The organism is Psychrobacter sp. GTC18467, from assembly GCF_055397455.1.
On sequence record NZ_AP038920.1, the window covers coordinates 296,822 to 317,023 of the forward strand.

Here is a 20,202-nt window from a genome sequence, read left to right on the forward strand (position 1 = left end):
AGGATAACTGATGAAAATTTTAATGGTATTAACCTCACACGAGCGCCTAGCCGACACCGGCAAAAAAACTGGCTTTTGGCTTGAAGAGTTTGCCGCGCCCTACTATACCTTTTTAGATGCTGGCTGCGACATTACGCTTGCCTCACCCGCCGGTGGTCAGCCGCCACTTGACCCAAAAAGCGATGAGCCTGCCGCACAAACCGACGCGACCCGCCGCTTTAAAGACGACAAAGATACTCAAAACAAGCTTGATCACACCAAAAAACTTGCCGAAGTTAGCGCCAAAGACTTCGATGCAGTATTCTACCCCGGTGGTCATGGTCCCCTTTGGGATTTGGCAGTGAGCCTTGATTCCATCGCGCTGATTGAAGATTTTAACACTCAGCAAAAACCGGTTGCCTTTGTCTGCCATGCCCCTGCCGCCTTGAAAAACGTCAAATCAGGGGACGACTATTTTATTAAAGATAAAAAGGTCACCGGATTTAGCAATTCTGAGGAAAAAGAAGTTGGACTTTATGATGAGGTGCCATTTTTATTGGAGGACATGCTCAAAGATCGCGGCGCTCATTATGACAAAGGCGCGGATTGGTCATCGTTTGTACTTACCGATGGCAATTTGGTTACTGGTCAAAATCCGGCGTCATCAGAAGATACTGCTAAAGCACTGCTAAAAGTGCTTGGTCAATAAGCACTTTTGAAATACGACCCTTAAAATGAAAGCATTAAAAAACATAACCAAGCGTTATGTGGTGATTAAAAAATTGTGATAAAATAGCCCAAAACAGTCTTGGGCTGTTTTTTTTGCCTTTTTAAATGCCAATAATTACAAATCACGTATTATCAGCGCCAAGATTTTACTTAATAATGGAGTTGACTTCTAGCCAACCGATGATGTAATCATGAGTCAAGAATACCAGTTCAAACCCCACGAACGCCCCATCATGGTAGGCTCTCCTGCCAACCCTGACCATCCGACGCGCCGCAAGTTTTTCTACCTGATGATTGGTATTTTTATCGGTCTTACCGCAAGCTTTCAAAATGGGCTGTTGGTTGCCAATCTTAGCCAAATCCAAGGCGAGCTTGGCTTAACGCCGGTTGAGGGCGGCTGGATTTCGGTCGCTTACAACATGACCAACGCCTGTATTACCATTTTACTGTATAAAATCCGGCAGCAGTTTGGCATGTCGCTGTTTAGCAAAATTACCATGTTTTTTTTGCTGGCGGCAACCAGTTTGCAATGGCTTGTCAGCAGCGGCATTATTGAAACGTCCTTTGGTGCTTGGGTTGAGCCGTATTATTTAGAAATGGTGGCGCGCGGCTTTAGCGGTATTGTGGCAAGCGCGATGACGGTATTGTCCATTTTTTATTGCTTGCAAGGCATGCCGACCGCCAAACGAATTAGCGGCTTGATTTTGGGCTTTGGCTTGGTTCAGTTTGGCATCCCGTTATCACGGATTATCTCTCCTTATTTGGCGGGTGATGGCTCACTTGATACTTTATTTTTATTTGAATTTGGCTTGGTGCTGATTTGCTTTAGCCTGATTAATCTGCTTGAACTTCCTGCCGGAATTACCGAAAAAGTCTTTGAAAAGCTTGATATTATCAGCTTTGGGCTATTTGCCATTGGTATTGCGGCACTTTGTGTATTTTTGGTTCAAGGTCGCATTTTGTGGTGGACGACGCCTTGGCTTAGCATTCCGCTGATTATTGCGGTGGTAACCATTATTCCGGCGCTTTGGATTGAAACGCACCGCAAAAACCCGATGCTGCAAGTTCGCTGGATGCGCAGCCGAACGATTATTGCCTTTACCATTACCGGTGCAGTGATGCGCATTTTGTTGTCCGAGCAAACCGTCGGCGCGGCAGGACTGCTTGCCAATTTGGGCTATGGCAATGACCAACTGATTACCTTTTATGCCGTGGTTTTAGCAGCCAGTGCGTTGGCATTGGTCACGAGCATTTTTACCACCAATGCGATGGATTTGCGCCGACCGGTGATTTTTGCAGTGGCGCTCATTGCCGTTGGCGCTTGGATTGATATGGGGTCGTCCTTAAATTCAACGCCGTCGATGTTTTATTTTAGTCAGTTTTTAATTGCCTTTGCCGCCGTTTACTTCATGGGACCTATGGTGTTTGAAGGCATGTTCCGCGCCATTGCCAATGGTCCTGCCTACATTATCAGCTTTTCGGTGATTTTCGGGATTTCACAAACCATTGGTGGTCTTGCAGGGGCAGCCGCCATTCAAGCCTTTACCACCATTCGAACGCAAATGCATTACGCGGATATGGTAAGCTCGCTCAATCTTGGCGATGCAGGGCTTGCCGCAAGGGTTGCCGGTGCTCAAGGGGCGCTGTCCGGTCAAATCACCGACCGTGCTCAAGCAGGAAGCACGGCGATGGGGCAAGTGCTTCAAGGCGTTCAGCGGCAAGCAACCGTTGCCGCCTATGATGATTTATTCTTTATTCTTGCCACGATTGCTACCATTACCGCGCTGCTTTTATTAATGAACTATTTATATTACCGCTATCATAAGCGCAATCCTTTAGCCAAAGAGCTTGCTGCGCTTGCTAAGATGAGAGCACGTGATTAATCAAACCTTTTTTATAATGACTAAAAATTTAGGAGCAAGTCATGAGTGAACCCTCTCCCCGCGAACCGGCAGACCCTCATGATGACCGCGCTACAGTCAATGAGCTGCCAAAATCAAGTGACAACGCCGAGCAAGCCGCCAATGAAAAAATGGCAGAAGACAGCCTAAAAGCCGATGAAGCTGCGCTTGAAAACGACACGCCGATGCCGCCAAAAGAGCCGATTGATGAGCCTGCCGGCTGGTCGCCGAAGAAAAAATCGATGTTTAATTTGGTGCTGTTGATTGCTTTAATTGCCATTGGCGTAGGCTTAATTTTATACGCTTGGCGGCTGCCACCCTTTACCCCAAGCGTTCAAAAAACGGACAATGCCTTTATTAAAGGTCAAACGACCATCATCAGCCCGCAAGTTTCAGGGTATGTGACCGAAGTTGCCGTTGAAGACTTTGCACAAGTAAAAGCCGGTGATTTATTGGTAAAAATTGATGACCGAACGTTTCGCCAGCAGCTTGAGCAAGCTCAGGCAAATATTGAAGTGGCGCTCACCAACCGCTCAAGCAACGAGCAAGATACCGGAACCAGTGAGGCGCAAATTAAAGCTCGGGAAGCGGACGTTTATAGCGCAAAAGTTAGCGTTGACAGCGCTCGTGAAGACGTCAATCGCTATCAAGGTTTGGTCGCCATTGGCGCTGTGGCGCAGGCAGAAGTTGCTCATGCCCAAGCGCAATTGGCAAAAGCAGAAGCTGCCGTTCGCCAAGCCGAAGCTAACTTGCAAGCCGCAAAAGAAGCCGGCAAAAAAACTACCGGAAGCCGAGCCTCACTGGATGCCAACATCAAAAACGCTGAAGCTGGCGAAAAACAAGCCAAAATTAACCTTGAAAATACCATCATCCGCGCTCCTGAATCTGGTCAATTAAGCCAAGTCAGTGTCAAAGAAGGTCAATTTGTCAACGCCGGAACGCAGCTGATGTACATCGTCCCGCGCGGCGTTTGGGTGATTGCCAACTTTAAAGAAACGCAAGTGGCAAATATGAGCATTGGTGAGCCTGCAACCGTTCACGTTGATGCGCTTGGCGGCGTGAAATTCCGTGGTCACGTCAGCAACATCTCTCCGGCAACGGGAAGCGAATTTAGCGCAGGAGCGGCTAACCCTGCCACGGGCAACTACATTAAAATCGCTCAACGAATTCCAGTTCGCATTGATTTGGATAAAAATCAGCCGCGCCTAGGCGAGCTGCGACCGGGGATGTCGGTATCGGTCAATGTTGATACCAAATAACGACTTTGAAATAAAAGCATAAAAAACCCTTTAATAGCTTATTAAAGGGTTTTATTGTTATCAATTAAAAAACGAGTTCATTTTAAAAATTAAGGCAATAAGCGCTCAATATTCCAAGTTGAGTCTTGCTGATTTTTTGAGTAAACAATCCGGTCATGCATTCGGTTAGCGCGACCTTGCCAAAACTCGATGTTTTCAATGGTGATTTCATAACCGCCCCAAAATTCAGGCGTTGGCACTTTATCATTTTCGGGGAACTGTTTGACCAATTCCTCAAACTTTGCTTGCATTATATCGCGATTTTCAACCACGCCACTTTGCGGCTGACTGACCCAAGCGCCCACTTGGCTGTCATGCGGTCGTTTTTGAAAATAATCGGCAGATTTTTGCGCGTCAATCTTGGCAATGCTGCCACTGATGCGGACTTGACGCTCAAGCTCATGCCAAAAAAACAGCGCCTCAGCGTTTGGATTTTCGCTGATATCTTGACCTTTCGCACTGTCATAATTGGTATAAAACACGATGCCTGTGTCCGTCACCTCACGAAGTAGCACGATGCGAACCGAAGGCTTCATGTCCGCGCCGCAAGTGGCAAGGCTCATGGCATAAGGCTCTTGAACCTTTTCTTCAAGCGTTTCCTTCATCCAAGCATTAAACAACTCAAATGGCGACTCTGGAACAGATGCTTTATCAAGCTCGCCTTTTTCATATGACAACCGCTGGTCGGTAAAGTCCATTTTCATAAATTCGCCTTTTTATTAACGTGACTAAATCAATCTAATGAGTAATATAAGCCGATTACGATAATTTTGCCATTACTTATTCAAATTAGCTATCAAGCTGCTGCTTAATCTTCGCCGCTAACTCATTGGCAATCACATCACATTCAATCTCATCATCAGACTCGACCATAACCCGAATCATGGGCTCCGTTCCTGATTGACGAATTAACAGTCTGCCACGACCTTCAAGCGTCGCTTTGGCGTTATCAAAAGCCGAAACCAGTTCTGGATAAGCAAACGGGTCTTGCATTTGCGATAAACGAACGTTAACCAGCTTTTGCGGTAATACCTCAAACCCTGCGGTCAAATCACTAAGCGCCAAATCACGCTCTTGCATGACTGCCAACACTTGAAGCCCTGCAATGATGGCATCCCCTGTTCGGCTTTTATCTAAGCATAAAATATGCCCCGACGGCTCACCGCCTAAAATCCAGCCGTTGGCTTCAAGGTCTTGCATGACATAGCGGTCGCCAACTTTAGCGCGGCAAAAGTCAATTCTGGCGCGGTTTAGCGCAAGCTCAAGCCCCATATTGCTCATTAACGTTCCGGCAACGCCAACCGCTTTAGTTTGACCTTGAGTGGCAAGAATAAATAAAATACCGTCGCCATCAACCAAACTGCCTTTTTCGTCAACCATGATGATGCGGTCGCCGTCACCGTCTAAGGCAATCCCAACGTCAGCGTTATAATCAACCACCGCTTGTTGTAAACCCTCAGGATGCGTTGAGCCACATTTTTCGTTAATATTAATGCCATCAGGCTTATTATTAATGGCAATAACAGTCGCGCCAAGCTCACGAAGGACGCGCGGCGCCACGCTATAGCCTGCCCCATTGGCACAATCAACGACGACCGTTAAGTTTGACAAGTCATACTGATAAGGAAAGCTGCCCTTACAAAATTCGATATAGCGACCTTTGGCATCATCAATGCGATGATTCTTACCCAATTGTGCAGGGTCAATAATAGGCATAGCAACACAATTTGAAGCATCATTTGCCATAATCGCATCGAGTTTTTGGTTGATGGCATTTTGCATGTCATCGCTGATTTTTTTGCCATCGCTTGAGAAAAACTTCACCCCATTGTCAAAATAAGGATTGTGTGAAGCGGAAATCACCACTCCTGCATCGGCATGAAAGCTGCGGGTTAAATGGGCAATCGCTGGCGTTGGCAGTGGTCCTAACATATGAACGTCAACCCCTGCCGCGTTAAAGCCAGCTTGAAGTGCCGCTTCAATCACATATCCTGAAAGCCGCGTATCTTTGCCAATAACCACACTTGGCTTTTTGCTCGTGGCACCATTTTCAACCAACACGCGACCGGTCACATAACCCAGTTTTAAAATAAAATCGGGGGTAATGGGCAGCTCGCCAAATTTACCGCGAATGCCGTCGGTGCCAAAATAGCTCATAAAATATCCTTGGATTATTATTGTGCTTTAAAAATATAAAAAATCGTTGTCATGAGTACCAAGCCACGAAACGATTGGGCTGCCTAATTTTACAAAAAAAACAGCCAACAACATACTAGTATTGTTGGCTATTTGTATCTTTTATCGCCAAAATCGACCGCTTATCGATTGGCGCTTGTTATTAAGGACTTTTTATTAAACGCGGTAGTTCGGCGCTTCTTTGGTAATTTGAACGTCATGAACGTGCGACTCTTTCATTCCCGCTGATGTGACTTGAACAAACTGCGGTTTTTTGCGCATCTCCTCAATAGTCGCGCAGCCGGTATAGCCCATCGATGAGCGCAAACCGCCGACCAATTGATTAACAATTCCGGCAACAGGACCTTTGTAAGGGACGCGGCCCTCGATACCTTCAGGGACAAGCTTTTCAACGCCTTCTTTGGCATCTTGAAAATAGCGGTCTGATGAGCCATGCTGACCTGACATTGCGCCCAAGCTTCCCATGCCGCGATAGGCTTTGTAGTAGCGACCTTGGAACAACTCAACCTCTCCTGGGGCTTCTTCTGTTCCTGCCATGAGTGAGCCGACCATAATACAAGACGCCCCTGCAGCAATGGCTTTTGCTAAATCGCCTGAATAGCGAATACCGCCATCAGCAATCAATGGGATGCTGTCTTGAAGCGCGCTTGCCACGTTGTCGATGGCAGAGATTTGCGGAACGCCAATACCAGCAATGATTCGGGTGGTACAAATTGAACCCGGACCAATACCAACTTTAACCGCATCAGCGCCCGCATCACGAAGGGCTTGTGCCGCGTCACCGGTGGCAATATTGCCGCCAATCACTTGAATTTGCGGGAAGGTTTTTTTCACCCAATTGACTTTATCAATCACACCTTTTGAGTGACCGTGAGCCGTGTCAACCACAATAACGTCAACGTCAGCAGCAATCAGTGCTTCAACGCGAGCTTCGGTGTCCGCCCCTGTTCCCACTGCCGCGCCAACCCGCAAGCGACCTTGGTTGTCTTTACAAGCATTAGGATTGTTTTCAGCTTTGGTAAAGTCATTGACGGTAATCAATCCGCGCAGGCGAAACTCATCATCAATGACAATGACTTTTTCAATTCGGCGCTCATGAAGCAGCTTTTTGATGTTCTCATTGCTCTCGCCTTCATGGACGGTAACAAGCTGCTCTTTTGGAGTCATGATTTGACTGATGGGCAATGCCAAATTGGTTTCAAAACGCCAATCGCGGTGGGTGACGATACCGACCACGTTGTCCGTGCCTTTTTCAACCACCGGAACGCCTGAGATGTTGTTGTCTTGAGTGATTCGTAGCAGCTCACCAATGCTCATTTCAGGGTGAACGGTGATGGGGTCAACGACCGTTCCTGCTTCAAACTTTTTGACACGGCGAACTTGGGTGGCTTGCTGAGCAATGTCCATATTTTTATGCAAAATGCCCAAACCACCAAGCTGCGCCATGGTGATTGCCATATCTGACTCAGTCACGGTGTCCATTGCGGCTGAAATCAGCGGCAAATTGAGCGTGATGTCTTTGGTCAATCGGGTGGTTAAATTTGCGGCTTTTGGCAACACTTCAGAATAAGCAGGCAACAACAAGACATCGTCAAATGTTAATGCTTGATCGACAATTCGTAACATAAAATCCCCTAGCAGTGGTTATTTTGAGCGGTGGGAACTCAGACGTTGCTAAGCCGCTATTTTAAAAATAACGCAAAATTGTGCCGCTACTTTCAAAAGTGACGTTATCCCTTAAAAATAACGCCACATTATACCAAAAAAACCAGCTTTCCGTTTGATTTATTTTATATCCGCGCAACTTTTTTGCCGTTTTTTTTATCGCAAATTTTTTAGCAACAAAGTTTTAATAAGCGCTTTGGCAAATTCATGACGCGCGCCGCCAAGTCGTTCCGGCTCGGCTGTCCTCAAGCTCAATGCCAGCGTCTTTGAGCGTTTGGCGAATCTCATCCGCTCGAGCAAAGTTTTTATCAGCTTTGGCGGCGGCGCGCTCGGCAATCAATTGCTCAATGGCATCATCACTTAAGCCATTGTGATTACCGCCAATGCTTGCCTGCAAAAATTGCTGCGCCGATTGCTGCAAAATGTTGAGCGGCTGCGCCAATGCTTTTAATAATTGCGCTTGCTGCCACGCTTTTTTAGTATCGCCTTCTTTAATGGCTTTATTAATATCGCGAGTCAGCCCAAACAGTACGCTGATTGCCGCCGAGGTATTAAAGTCATCATTCATCGCGGCAATGACATCTTGACCGGCTTGACTTTGCCAAGCGTCTTTACAAATATCTTTAATAGCCGCTTCATCAATGTGGCTATCTTGCCCCTGTTGCTCAGCGGTTTTTAACGCGTGGTATAATGTACTTAGGCTATTATGAGCTTCGGTTAACGCGCTGTCCGAAAAGTTCACTTGACTGCGATAATGACTGGATAATAAGAAAAAGCGAATGGTTTCGGGGTGAAACTGCGCCATCACCTCGCGAATGGTAAAAAAGTTGCCCAAGGATTTGGACATTTTTTCGCCATCAACATTGATAAAGCCAACATGCATCCAATTGCGGGCATACTCACAGCCCGTTGCCGCTTCGGATTGGGCAATTTCATTTTCATGATGCGGAAACTGCAAATCGTGACCGCCGCCATGAATGTCAAAGCTGTCGCCTAGGCAGTGCGTTGACATTGCTGAGCACTCAATATGCCAACCAGGGCGACCTTGACCCCAAGGTGATGACCACTGCGGCTCATCAGGCTTAGCGGCTTTCCAAAGCACAAAATCAAACGGATGGCGCTTATTGTCATCGACATCAACGCGAGCGCCTGCCTGCATATCCTCCAAATTGCGCTTGGACAATTTGCCATAACCTTCAAAGCTATCGATGGCATAATAAACGTCGCCATTGTCTGCTTTATAAGCATGATTACTGGCGACAAGTTTGCCAATCATTACTTGCATCTCATCGATATACTCAGTCGCTCGCGGCTCAGCGTTGGGTGGCGTGCAGCCAAGCGCGGCGGCATCTTCATGCATGGCGTTGATAAAACGGTCAGTCAGCTCATTGATGCTTTCGTTATTTTCAATGGCGCGGGCGATGATTTTGTCATCAATGTCGGTGATATTGCGGATATAATCGACGTCAAAGCCCAAGGTGTTAAGCCAGCGAACGACCATATCAAAGGCAACCATCACCCGAGCATGACCAATATGACAATAATCATAAACCGTCATTCCGCAAACATACATTCCCACTTGACCGGCTTTTAGCGGCTCAAAAACGCGCTTTTTGCCAGTTAATGAGTCATAAATCGTCAAATGGTTCATGGCGTCGGCAAGAGGGTTGGTCATTAAATTCGCCTTTTAAAATCAATGCAGTTCAGCGCGGCTATCGCGTTATCATTGCAGTTAGGGTTGATAAAGTGACCGCTATCTTAGCGAAGATTGCCAAAAAATGCCACAATAGCACGCCTTACTTTCAATTGGTGATTAAAATTACGCACAACGATAAGGAAAAATTATGGGAAACCGCTTAAGTAAAATTTATACCCGAACCGGCGACGATGGCAGCACCGGAGTGGCAGATGGCAGCCGCGTCAGTAAAGCTGACCTGTTATTTGATGTGATGGGTGATGTTGATGAGCTGAACTCGCAACTTGGCTTGGTTCGCGCCTTATTAAATGATGCTCAAAAAAACGCTACCCTTCCTGAGCGCGTTTTTAACGATAACGAAAATAAAAGCGCAAAATTTGCGCAAAGCTTAACCATCATTCAGCATTTATTATTTAACCTCGGCGGTGAGCTTGCCATGCCTGAATTCGTTGGGATGACGGCGGCGCATATCTCTTGGCTTGAGCAGCAAATCGACGCCATGAACGCTCATTTGCCGCCGCTTAAAGACTTTATTTTACCGACAGGGTCGCTTCTTGTCAGCCAACTTCACGTAGCAAGAAGCATTTGCCGCCGCGCCGAGCGTCAAGCCGTTCGCTTAAAAAATGCCAATCCGAACGCCATCAGCACTCCTGCGCTGCAATTTATCAACCGCCTATCCGATTTTTTATTTGTGGCGGCAAGATTTTGCACCGATTCTGCGCAAACTCGAGAAGTGCTTTGGGACAGTCAAGTGCTGAGCGTTTTTGATGACAACTAATCTTTGAAAAATGGTTTCTAAAGATATTTTGCAGAAAATAAAAAAGGCTTATCCATGTAAGCCTTTTTTAGTTATAAAGCAATTAACTTAACTGATTAATAAGTGCCATTTTCTTCGATGATGACCATGTCGATACTGTCATCTTTTGGCGCAGAAGGTTGCGGCTTGGCAGCAGGTTTACTTGGATTGGCGCTTTCAGAATTGCTGCTTGTCGCTGAGCTGTTTGAGCTTGAAGATTGCGAACTTGAGCTTTGATTGCTTGAGCTGTCATTGTTACTTGAGCTTGGCTTTGGCGCTTCAGCAGGTTTTGATGGCTGAGCCGGTCTTGCAGGAGCGGCAGGTTGAGCCGGTACCACCGGTCTTGGCGCGCGAACGACCGGCGCTGAGTCTTGATTGCTGCTTGATTGCGGCAAGCTTTGGCTTTGATTATCGAGCGCTGATTTGAGCATTGAGCTTGCGATCACATCAGCGGCTGCCGTTAGCAATGGAGGGTTGCTGACAATACGAACTTGGACTTGACCATTTTGCGTCCCCACAATATAAGTTAACGCATCATCAATCATGGTATTGCTGCTCATTCGAACTTGATCTTGAGCAACTTGCGCTTGAACGGTTGGGTGACCATTGTCAGCATTGAGCTGGTTGGTTAAAAACACATCTTCGCTGGTTAACACCACACTCACCGCTGCCTGACAAGTGGTGATGCCGTTATTATTTGCCGCCTGAATCATTGTGATGTTGTTAATTGCTACCCCTGTTGCATTGATTTTATTGCGAATACTTCCCAAATCAAGACTAACATCAGCTTCACTGGCATAACTTGAGGCAAGCGACTGCGACTGCTGATATAAGGCGTTTTTAATGGCATTTTTAAGGCGGTCTTGAACCAATGGGTCTTGACAACCCACTGCCGGTGCAACCTCGCTATTGTCCACAACGACTGTCTCATCAGAAACGTCTGCCGGCTTATCAGCTTTACTACAACCGATAAGCGCCATGCCAGTCATAACTCCTATTCCTGCTATTTTTGACCACATGAGTGGTGATTGCTTCGCTGCGCTCATTATCCCTTGCTCCTAAACTTGTCGATAAATAAAATGAAGCCATTATACGGAATTTATAATCTTGGGTCATTACCCAAACCAATTGATTCCATATTATCTTATCCAGTAAACTAAGCTTTATTCGCTTGAAATTTCAATTTGCAATGTGATCCGCCTCAGCGCGCAATTAGGACATCAGCATGATTGCACTCAATCGAACTCAGCTGTTAGGGCATCGCGGCGCACGTAGTGAAGCGCTTGAAAATACTTTATTTGGCTTTGAATACGCCAAACGGCTTTTGCTTCGGGGGCTTTCTGGCATTGAGTTTGATGTTCAATTAACCCAAGACAATCATTTGGTGGTATTTCACGATGATACGCTGCAACGGCTTTGCGGCAATCAATCAAGAATTGACCAATTGACCTTAAAAGAAATCCACCGGCAACTGCAATCAGGTCACCCCATCATCACCCTTGAAACCTTAATTCAAGTCCTCAATCAGGCAGAAGCGGTGACCGCAAATTTTAGTCATATTGAGCTTGAAATTAAAACCCACAATCGAACTTCCTACCAAAATTTAATTAAAGCGCTTAATACCGCGTTCATTGGTGCAGAAATTCACAACCTACCGATTGTTTTGACCACGTTTGACGATCAATTGCTGTCGCGATTACAATGCCACGCTATTTTAAAACAAGTGCCACGCGGATTATTAATTCAAACACCCGAAGCCTTAACCCATGCCGCAAACCGCGCGCTTCAACTCGGCTGCCAACAAGTGGGCATTTATTACCCCCTATTAACCCAAGCCGTAATTCTAAACTGTCATCGCTATGGTCTAAAAGTGAGTGCTTGGACCGTCAACGATATTGAAGTCATTAAAACTTTGGTGCTTTGGCAAGTTGATGTTGTTATCACCGACATTCCGGCACAAATTTTGTAGCGGTTTTCTACGACTTATCATAAAAAAACTCCTCTAAAACTCTGTCGAATAAAAGCTTTTTTAATTACAAATTGCGCTAAATCCTGAAAGGTATCAGGGTTTTAGTTCAACCTCCTACTAAAATTCATACAAGTTATTGTTATTTAGTAATATTTTTATGAATAATAAGCGTTCACTTTCTGAATCAATTGCGGTAAGATAAGGGCTGAAATCAATACCGCTAGGGATATTATATGATTGCAAAAAAAGCAATGGGCTTGCCACTTAAAGGCTTGCGATTGGCAATCCAATCTGGTGATGCATTAATCCAAACTGCTGGGACTCAGGCACTGCGCCTAAAGTCGTGGCTTGAGGACAAAGACGCACCAAAAACTAATCTGCAGCCAAAATCCAACTTATCAACAAAGGCAAGCAGTTATCTCAATAAACCGTCAACGGCGACTGAGGTCACCATCAGTGAAGCCATTGACATTCGTGAACTTGAATTTAAAAAAGCGCCGATTAACTGGATTCCAGCAACGATTTTGGTTGCAACGCCACTTGCTGCTGCTGTCATTACCCCGTGGTATCTACTCACTCACAAAGTCAGCTTACCCGTTTGGGGCGCGTTTGGCTTTTTTATGGCGTGGACGGGGCTTAGCATCACCGCAGGCTATCACCGCTTGCTGTCGCATCGCTCCTATAAGGCGCACCCGTTTGTTAAAAACTTTTTATTAACCGGTGCCACCCTTGCTATTCAAGGTTCAGCGTTTGATTGGTGTTCAGGTCACCGAACCCACCACCGCCACGTTGACCACGAAATGGACGACCCGTACTCAGCCAAGCGCGGCTTTTGGTTCAGCCACATCGGTTGGATGCTAAAAAACTACCCAAGCGGTAAGTTTGATTATAAAAACATCCCTGATTTGACCCAAGATAAAACGCTGCAAATTCAGCACAAATACTATGGTCTTTGGGTACTTGCGGCCAACATCGGTATCGTCGGCGCGGTAGGTTGGTTGTTAGGTGACGTTTGGGGAACGTTGGTGCTTGCAGGGCTTCTGCGCTTGGTGCTTACCCATCACTTCACCTTTTTTATCAACTCCTTATGTCATATGTTTGGCACGCGACCTTATACCGACACCAATACCGCGCGTGATAACTTTATCCTAGCGATTTTCACTTGGGGTGAAGGCTATCATAACTACCATCATTTCTTCCAATACGACTACCGAAATGGAGTGAAATGGTGGCAATATGACCCAACCAAATGGCTGATTGCAGGATTGTCAAAAATCGGTTTGACCAGTGATTTACGAACCATTGATGACGCCACCATCAAGCATGCTGAAGTTCAAATGCAGTTTAAACGCGCCCAAGAGCAGATTGACACCGTAAGCACCAGTGGTATTGATTTGCCTCAAGCGATGATTCATTTCCAAGAGCGTATCAAGCTTGAATTTGAGGCGTTCACGCAAACGGTTGAAGAATGGCAAGCGCTAAAAACTAAGACCATTGAGATGAAAAAGACAGAGTTTGCTGACCGCTTGCATGAAGTTGATGAAAAGCTGAAGCACGAATATGCGAAAATTGAGCAAAAAATCATTGCCCATAATGACAATTTAAAAATTGCCTTTCGCTCATTGGGCTTTGACCAAAAAGCTGCTTAATCCTTAATTTAATCCGCTTTTCTCCTCCCTCTAACTGACACGGTTAGGGGGATTTTTTTATGTTGCTTTTTATAGCCAGTTTTTTCGTCCGATTGCTGCTGTGATATAGTGGTAAAAAAGTAAGGACAGCCATTATGAATTACCAAAACACTTACGTGAATCTCGACCCAAGACTATATCACCGTCAGCCGCCAACGCCGCTTGATTCACCAATACCGGTTCATTTTAACCAAAACTTAGCAAAAAAAATCGGGTGGTCTGATGATGATGACTTAATGAAGCATTGGGTTGAAATTATTGGTGGTAGCTACATTTCAGATGGCTTTTGCCCGCTTGCCATGGCATATGCCGGTCATCAATTTGGGCAATGGGCAGGTCAGCTTGGCGATGGTCGCGGGCTGCTTTTGGCGCAAGTGATTGATAACCACGGCAAGCTTCAGGATTTGCATTTAAAAGGCAGCGGCTTGACCCCGTATTCGCGGATGGGCGACGGTCGGGCGGTACTTCGCAGCAGTATTCGCGAGTATTTGGGTGGTCATGCCCTCACCCATCTTGGCATTGCCTCATCAGAAGCGCTTGGTATCGTTACCTCAAAAACGCCGGTTCAGCGCGAAACGCTAGAGTCAGGAGCGGCGCTGATTCGCGTGGCTGATTGCCATATTCGCTTAGGTCATATCGAGTGGATTGCAAGCTTTGCGCCGGATTTATTAAAGCCCTTTACCGATTATATGATTGCCACCTATTACCCAGAATGTCAGTCCGCGGACAATCCAGTTTTGGCATTTTTAGAAAATGTCGTTAAAAATACCGCGCGCTTGATTGCCGATTGGCAGTTAATCGGCTTTGCTCATGGGGTGATGAATACGGACAATTTGTCCATTACCGGCAGTACGCTTGATTTTGGTCCTTTTGGCTTTATGGAGCGCTTTAATCCGGCTTGGATTAACAACCATTCCGACTTTACCGGTCGTTATGCTTACCAAAATCAGCCGGCGATTGGGCATTGGAATCTAAACGTTTGGCTGCCGCATTTTATGCGCTTATCCGGAATAAGTAGGCAAGCGCTTGGCGATACTTTAGCCCATTATGAGCCGACTTTTATGCAGCGTTATCAACTGGGGCTTTGCGATAAAATGGGACTGCCTCACAGTGAGGAAAGCTTAAGCTTGGCTTTTGATTGGTTAAGCTTGTTGCAAGATTACCGTTTGGATTATACCAACAGCTTTCGGGCGCTATTAGCACTTATTGACCCTGATAAATTCACTTTTGAGGCGCAATTACTTAAAACGCTTACTCAAGAAATCGAAAATCAAGGCGATAAGGCGTTGCAATCTTGGCAGGACTGGCAATCACGCTATCAAGCGCTTTGGCACAATCTGGCTAAAAATGAGGTTATCAAGCGCTTAACAGCGAACAATCCGGTTTATATTTTGCGAAATGACATGGCTCAGCGCGCCATAAAGGATGCTGAAAACGGTAACTTTGATGAGGTTGCCCGCTTATTTGAACTCTTGAGTCAGCCGTTTAGCGTTCAAGATATTGCGACAAGGCTTGATTGCACGCCACCAAACCATGACGCGCCGCCGCTTGCGATTAGCTGTTCGTCTTAATTTAAAAAAATATAATATTATCAATAGCTTACAATTTTAGGTAGTAAAATTTTTTATCGTCTAATTTTCGATTATCATTGCAATAATCGTTATGTATTATAGTTTTGTATATTAATAACAGTTCACTGGTCAGTAAATTATTAACAGTGCTAGAATGAATGGCGATTGGCTTTTCGGGAAACGGGGGCGAATCGCCATTCAAGGTTGCGGCAGTAGTTAAGCGCTCGCGTTATTTTTATGATTTTAACCATGGCACTATTATTATGACCGATATGACTGACGATAAAAATTTAAATTCAGACCATCCGAATTCGGATAAAGAGCAGTTTGAACAAGCTGCCCTGCATTATCACGCCCACCCTCGCGCCGGTAAAATCTCGGTTACCCCCACCAAGCAGCTTGCCAACCAACGCGACCTTGCCCTAGCCTACTCGCCAGGGGTTGCCGTACCTTGTCTTGAAATTGAAAAAGACCCGACCCTTGCGGCAAAATACACTGCCCGAAGTAATTTGGTTGGGGTCATCACCAATGGTACGGCGGTGCTTGGGCTTGGTAATATTGGCGCTTTGGCATCAAAGCCGGTGATGGAAGGCAAAGGTGTTTTATTTAAAAAATTTGCCGGAATTGATGTTTTTGATATTGAAGTGGCGCAAAATGACCCCGACAAATTTATCGAGGCGGTTGCCGCGTTAGAGCCGACCTTTGGCGGGATTAATTTAGAGGATATCAAAGCGCCTGAGTGCTTTAAAATTGAGCGCGAACTTCGTAAACGCATGAACATTCCGGTGTTTCATGACGACCAACATGGCACGTCCATTATCGTTGGGGCTGCCCTTTTAAATGCCTTATTGATTGCCGATAAAAAAATCGAAGAGATTAAAGTGATTTGCTCAGGCGCAGGCGCTGCGGCGATTTCATGCCTTGATTTACTTTGCGCGCTTGGCGTTCAAAAGCAAAATATCTTTGTGGCAGACTCGCGCGGCATCATTTCAACCCATCGTGATAACTTAGATGAGTCCAAACAGCGTTATGCTCGCGACACCGATGCCACCACCATTGAGGCGCTTATCGATGGTACAGATATGTTTTTAGGGCTATCGATGCCCGGAATTCTTACCACCGATATGGTCAAGCGCATGGCTCGCGACCCGATTATTTTTGCACTTGCCAACCCAACTCCTGAGATTATGCCCGAAGTTGCCCATTCGGTGCGCCCAGATGTCATCATGGCAACGGGGCGTTCGGACTACCCAAACCAAGTGAATAATGCGCTTTGTTTCCCTTATATTTTTCGCGGCGCGCTCGATGTTGGCGCAACAACTGTTAATGAGGGTATGAAAATTGCTTGCGTCCGTGCGATTGCGGCTATGGCTCATGTTGATGCCATGTCAACCACCACGCGCGCGAAAACTGATGACACTAGTAAACGCTTTGGTCGCGATTACTTAATTCCAAGTCCCCTTGAACCAAATTTAATCATTGAGATTGCCCCTGCGGTTGCCAAAGCGGCGATGGATTCTGGCGTTGCCACTTTACCCATTACTGATTTTAAAGCGTATCGTCAGCAATTGTCCGAATTTGTTTACAACTCCGCCTTTGTCATGAAGCCGATTTTTGCTCGTGCCAAATCTGAGCCAAAACGTATTGTTTATTGTGAAGGTGAAGACCAAAATATCTTGCTTGCCGTTCAAGTAGTGGTCGATGAAGAGCTGGCTAAGCCGATTTTGGTTGGTCGCCCTGCCATTATCGAAAAAAATATCAAGCGCTTGGGACTGCGCCTCAAAGATGGCGAGAACATCACTATCGTCAATCAAGACAACGACCCGCGCTATAAGGATTATTGGCAAGGCTACTATGAAAAAAATAAACGCGCAGGTGTCAGCCCTGAGCTTGCCCGCCGTGATGTTCGCCGAAAAACTTCCCTTATCGGCGCACTTTTGGTAGAAAATGGCGCAGCGGATGGCATGATTTGCGGAACATATAGCCATTATCATTTGCACCTGCGCTATATCCAAAACGTTATTGGCAAAAAAGCGGGGGTGAAAGACTTTTACGCCATGAATGCCGTGCTTATGCAAGACCGCAACATTTTTATTGCCGATACCTATATCCACGATGATCCAACTGCCGAGCAATTGGCGGAAATGACCGTTCTTGCTGTTGCCCAAATGCGCCGCTTTGACATCACCCCGCGCGTAGCACTGGTGTCACATTCCAACTTTGGCACCTCAGACCGTCCAAGCGCGGTCAAAATGCGCAAAGTTTACCAGCTTTTAAGCGATATGGACGTTGATTTTGAATTTGATGGCGAAATGCAAGGCGATGCGGCGCTTAACGAGCGTATTCGTTTGGATGATTTACCATCAAGCACCCTTAAAGGTTCCGCAAATTTACTGATTTTACCATCTGTTGATGCGGCAAACATCGCTTTTAACTTGCTAAAAACGGCAACACAAAGCGCCTCGATTGGTCCTATCCTACTTGGTGCAAACAAACCCGTGCATATTTTGACCCCATCAGCAACCGCTCGCCGCGTCGTTAACATGACCGCGCTTGCGGTAACCGAAGCCCAAGATTTGGAAAATGCTCAGCATTAAGCTTTAGCATGGTAATTATCAAAATTTACCTTAGCCAATATCGCAAGATGTTGGCTTTTTTATTCTAAAAGCCTTTAAAATAAGCCATCAAAAATAAAGCTTAAAAATGAAGCTTAAAACGAACTGAGGTCAGTATGAAAGTTTATTTGGTAGGCGGCGCCGTTCGCGACCAACTGCTTGGACGGCAAGTCAAAGACCAAGACTTTGTGGTGGTTGGCAGCACAGTCGATGAGATGCTTGCGGCTGGGTTTTGCCAAGTTGGCGCTGACTTTCCGGTATTTTTACACCCAAAAACCAAAAATGAATACGCCCTTGCCCGAACCGAGCGCAAACTTGGTCATGGCTATCAAGGCTTTGCTGTGTTTGCCAGTCCCGAGGTGACTTTAAAAGAGGACTTACAGCGCCGCGACTTGACCGTAAACGCCATGGCAATCGAGGTCAAAAGCTTAAGCGACCCCTCGCCGCTTAACGGTCGCGTGATTGATTATTACGGCGGTCTTGAGGACATTAAAACCAAAACGCTGCGTCACGTTTCAAGTGCCTTTAGCGAAGACCCATTGCGAGTGCTGCGAACGGCGCGCTTTTATAGCCGCTATTTTTCACTTGGCTTTGCTATTGCAGACGAAACTTTGGCGCTGATGACCTCACTGGTTGATAGTGGTGAGCTTACCCATTTAAGCCGTGAGCGCATTTGGCAAGAGTCAAGCCGCGCTTTGATGCAAGACTCACCGCAAGTTTATTGGCAATGCCTTGATGATATTGGCGCAATCAAAGCGCTTTACCCTAAGCTTTTTAAGGCTTGGCAGCAAAATAAGGCGGCTAATCAATTAAAACGACAAGTTCTTAGCAGTCTTAAACTTTCCCAAAGTTTTCAGCTAAATTTGCAGCAGCGCTGGGCATTACTAATGAGTAGTTTTAGCCCGTCCTCATCCTCAGAATTAGAAGATGCGCTTGTCACTATCCGAAGCTTCGGCAATCAAAATAAAGTTCCTAAAAATGTCACCCAATTTGCGCTTTGGCTTGTCACTCATGAACAAACTTTAACCAATTTTGATACGATTAATGCAAGCCGCTTAGCAGATTTTATTCAATCAGTATCTTTGGATAAGCACCCTGAACGCTTTATTGAGCTGATGAAAGTAAAGCAAATTTGGCAATTGGCAGGTCAACAAATCAAAATATTGCAAGCAATTGAGGACTATAACAGCATCTCGATTAAGGATATTGACCCCAATTTACAAGGCGCGGATATTGGCGCCGCGATTAAACAAGCAAGGATTGATAAGATTCACGCCAAGCTTCATGATGCCATTTGAAATGAACTCGCCAACTTTTAAAACAACAAATGCGCCGGTTATGTTGGTCACGGGCGCGGCAAAACGAATCGGCGCGGCGATAATTTGCGCGGCGCATCATCAAGGTTACCGCGTCATTATCCACTGCCATCAAAGCGAACAAGACGCTTTAGAATTAGCAAAAAAATTGAACGCCAAACGCGATAATAGCGCTGCGGTTATTAAAGCTGATTTGACCGTGGTTAATTGTCCGCGAAAACTTAATGATTTTGCGCAAATGATTATTCGCACGTTTGGCAGGCTTGACGTACTAATTCATAACGCTTCGCGATTTTATCCAACACCGATTGGCGATATTACTCTGCAAAACTGGGATGAATTGATGCTAAGCAATGCCAAAGCGCCGCTATTATTAACTCAAGCGTTACGCGCTGAGCTGGCAAAAACCAAGGGCTGTATTATTAGCTTACTTGATATTCACGGACTTCAGCAGCCATTTTTAGGCTATACCGTTTATAATATGGCAAAAGCCGCTCATGCTATGATGGTCAAATCTTTAGCGCTAGAGTTTGCGCCAAAGATTCGAGTGAATGGCATGGCTTTAGGGGCTAATATTTTGCCTGAAGATGACAGTGACCAAGCGCTAAGCACCCTAGAAAAGCAGCAGATTTCTCAATCTATTCCGATGCAGCGCTTGGGAGTGCCAGAAGATGTTGCCGATTGCGCCTTATATTTAGCAAAAGCCAGTTACATCACAGGAGAAATCATCACGATTGATGGCGGTCGCAGCCTTACCATAGCAGGCGGCTTAGCTTAATCAAC

The 20,202-nt window shown here is 45.9% G+C and carries 15 protein-coding genes; 10 read left to right on the top strand and 5 right to left on the bottom strand.

The genetic code is table 11. The annotated features are described in order from the left end of the window. The first annotated feature begins 10 nt into the window (after positions 1–10). From ACZ5XY_RS01245 to ACZ5XY_RS01255, 3 genes are all read left to right on the top strand, one after another. Positions 11–688: a type 1 glutamine amidotransferase domain-containing protein gene (locus ACZ5XY_RS01245; protein WP_464742226.1), complete on the top strand. Its 678-nt coding sequence runs from the start codon at positions 11–13 to the stop codon at positions 686–688. A gap of 211 nt (positions 689–899) precedes the next feature. Next, positions 900–2,591 carry an efflux MFS transporter permease gene (locus tag ACZ5XY_RS01250; protein ID WP_464742228.1) on the top strand — a complete coding sequence of 564 codons (1,692 nt, stop codon included), beginning with the start codon at positions 900–902 and terminating at the stop codon, positions 2,589–2,591. A gap of 41 nt (positions 2,592–2,632) precedes the next feature. After that, on the top strand, positions 2,633–3,868 hold the full coding sequence (locus ACZ5XY_RS01255; RefSeq protein WP_464742230.1) for an HlyD family secretion protein: 1,236 nt from the start codon (positions 2,633–2,635) through the stop codon (positions 3,866–3,868). Between the two features lie 89 nt (positions 3,869–3,957). On the opposite strand, the gene pdxH is transcribed toward ACZ5XY_RS01255, so the two are convergent. The 4 genes from pdxH to cysS form a co-directional block, all read right to left on the bottom strand. Beyond that, positions 3,958–4,605: a pyridoxamine 5'-phosphate oxidase gene (gene pdxH, locus ACZ5XY_RS01260; RefSeq protein WP_464743669.1), complete on the bottom strand. Its 648-nt coding sequence runs from the start codon at positions 4,603–4,605 to the stop codon at positions 3,958–3,960. Positions 4,606–4,696: 91 nt separating this feature from the next. Beyond that, positions 4,697–6,064, bottom strand: coding sequence for a phosphoglucosamine mutase (glmM, locus tag ACZ5XY_RS01265; RefSeq protein WP_464742232.1), 1,368 nt, complete (start codon positions 6,062–6,064; stop codon positions 4,697–4,699). Between the two features lie 195 nt (positions 6,065–6,259). Continuing rightward, positions 6,260–7,729, bottom strand: a complete 1,470-nt coding sequence (gene guaB / locus ACZ5XY_RS01270; RefSeq protein ID WP_464742234.1) for an IMP dehydrogenase — start codon at positions 7,727–7,729, stop codon at positions 6,260–6,262. A gap of 244 nt (positions 7,730–7,973) precedes the next feature. Then, complete coding sequence (gene cysS, locus ACZ5XY_RS01275; RefSeq protein ID WP_464743670.1) at positions 7,974–9,419, bottom strand: cysteine--tRNA ligase; 1,446 nt, start codon at positions 9,417–9,419, stop codon at positions 7,974–7,976. Positions 9,420–9,612: 193 nt separating this feature from the next. Here cysS and ACZ5XY_RS01280 point away from each other — a divergent pair, with 193 nt between their 5' ends. Further along, a complete protein-coding gene (locus ACZ5XY_RS01280; RefSeq protein ID WP_464742236.1) occupies positions 9,613–10,242 on the top strand; it encodes a cob(I)yrinic acid a,c-diamide adenosyltransferase in 630 nt (209 codons plus the stop codon). Between the two features lie 95 nt (positions 10,243–10,337). Here the strand turns inward: ACZ5XY_RS01280 and ACZ5XY_RS01285 are convergent, their stop codons facing one another. Continuing rightward, on the bottom strand, positions 10,338–11,306 hold the full coding sequence (locus ACZ5XY_RS01285; protein WP_464742238.1) for a hypothetical protein: 969 nt from the start codon (positions 11,304–11,306) through the stop codon (positions 10,338–10,340). A gap of 179 nt (positions 11,307–11,485) precedes the next feature. On the opposite strand from ACZ5XY_RS01285, the gene ACZ5XY_RS01290 reads away from it, so the two are divergent. From ACZ5XY_RS01290 to ACZ5XY_RS01315, 6 genes are all read left to right on the top strand, one after another. After that, on the top strand, positions 11,486–12,229 hold the full coding sequence (locus ACZ5XY_RS01290) for a glycerophosphodiester phosphodiesterase (protein ID WP_464742240.1): 744 nt from the start codon (positions 11,486–11,488) through the stop codon (positions 12,227–12,229). Positions 12,230–12,699: 470 nt separating this feature from the next. Then, on the top strand, positions 12,700–13,878 hold the full coding sequence (locus ACZ5XY_RS01295) for an acyl-CoA desaturase (protein WP_464743672.1): 1,179 nt from the start codon (positions 12,700–12,702) through the stop codon (positions 13,876–13,878). A gap of 134 nt (positions 13,879–14,012) precedes the next feature. Continuing rightward, on the top strand, positions 14,013–15,488 hold the full coding sequence (locus ACZ5XY_RS01300) for a protein adenylyltransferase SelO (RefSeq protein WP_464742242.1): 1,476 nt from the start codon (positions 14,013–14,015) through the stop codon (positions 15,486–15,488). 263 nt (positions 15,489–15,751) lie between these two features. Continuing rightward, a complete protein-coding gene (locus ACZ5XY_RS01305; RefSeq protein WP_464742244.1) occupies positions 15,752–18,085 on the top strand; it encodes an NADP-dependent malic enzyme in 2,334 nt (777 codons plus the stop codon). A 134-nt stretch (positions 18,086–18,219) separates the two neighbouring features. Continuing rightward, positions 18,220–19,401, top strand: a complete 1,182-nt coding sequence (locus tag ACZ5XY_RS01310; RefSeq protein WP_464742246.1) for a tRNA nucleotidyltransferase — start codon at positions 18,220–18,222, stop codon at positions 19,399–19,401. Further along, complete coding sequence (locus tag ACZ5XY_RS01315) at positions 19,388–20,197, top strand: pteridine reductase (protein WP_464742248.1); 810 nt, start codon at positions 19,388–19,390, stop codon at positions 20,195–20,197. The genes ACZ5XY_RS01310 and ACZ5XY_RS01315 overlap by 14 nt, the downstream gene beginning before the upstream one ends. Positions 20,198–20,202: the final 5 nt, after the last annotated feature.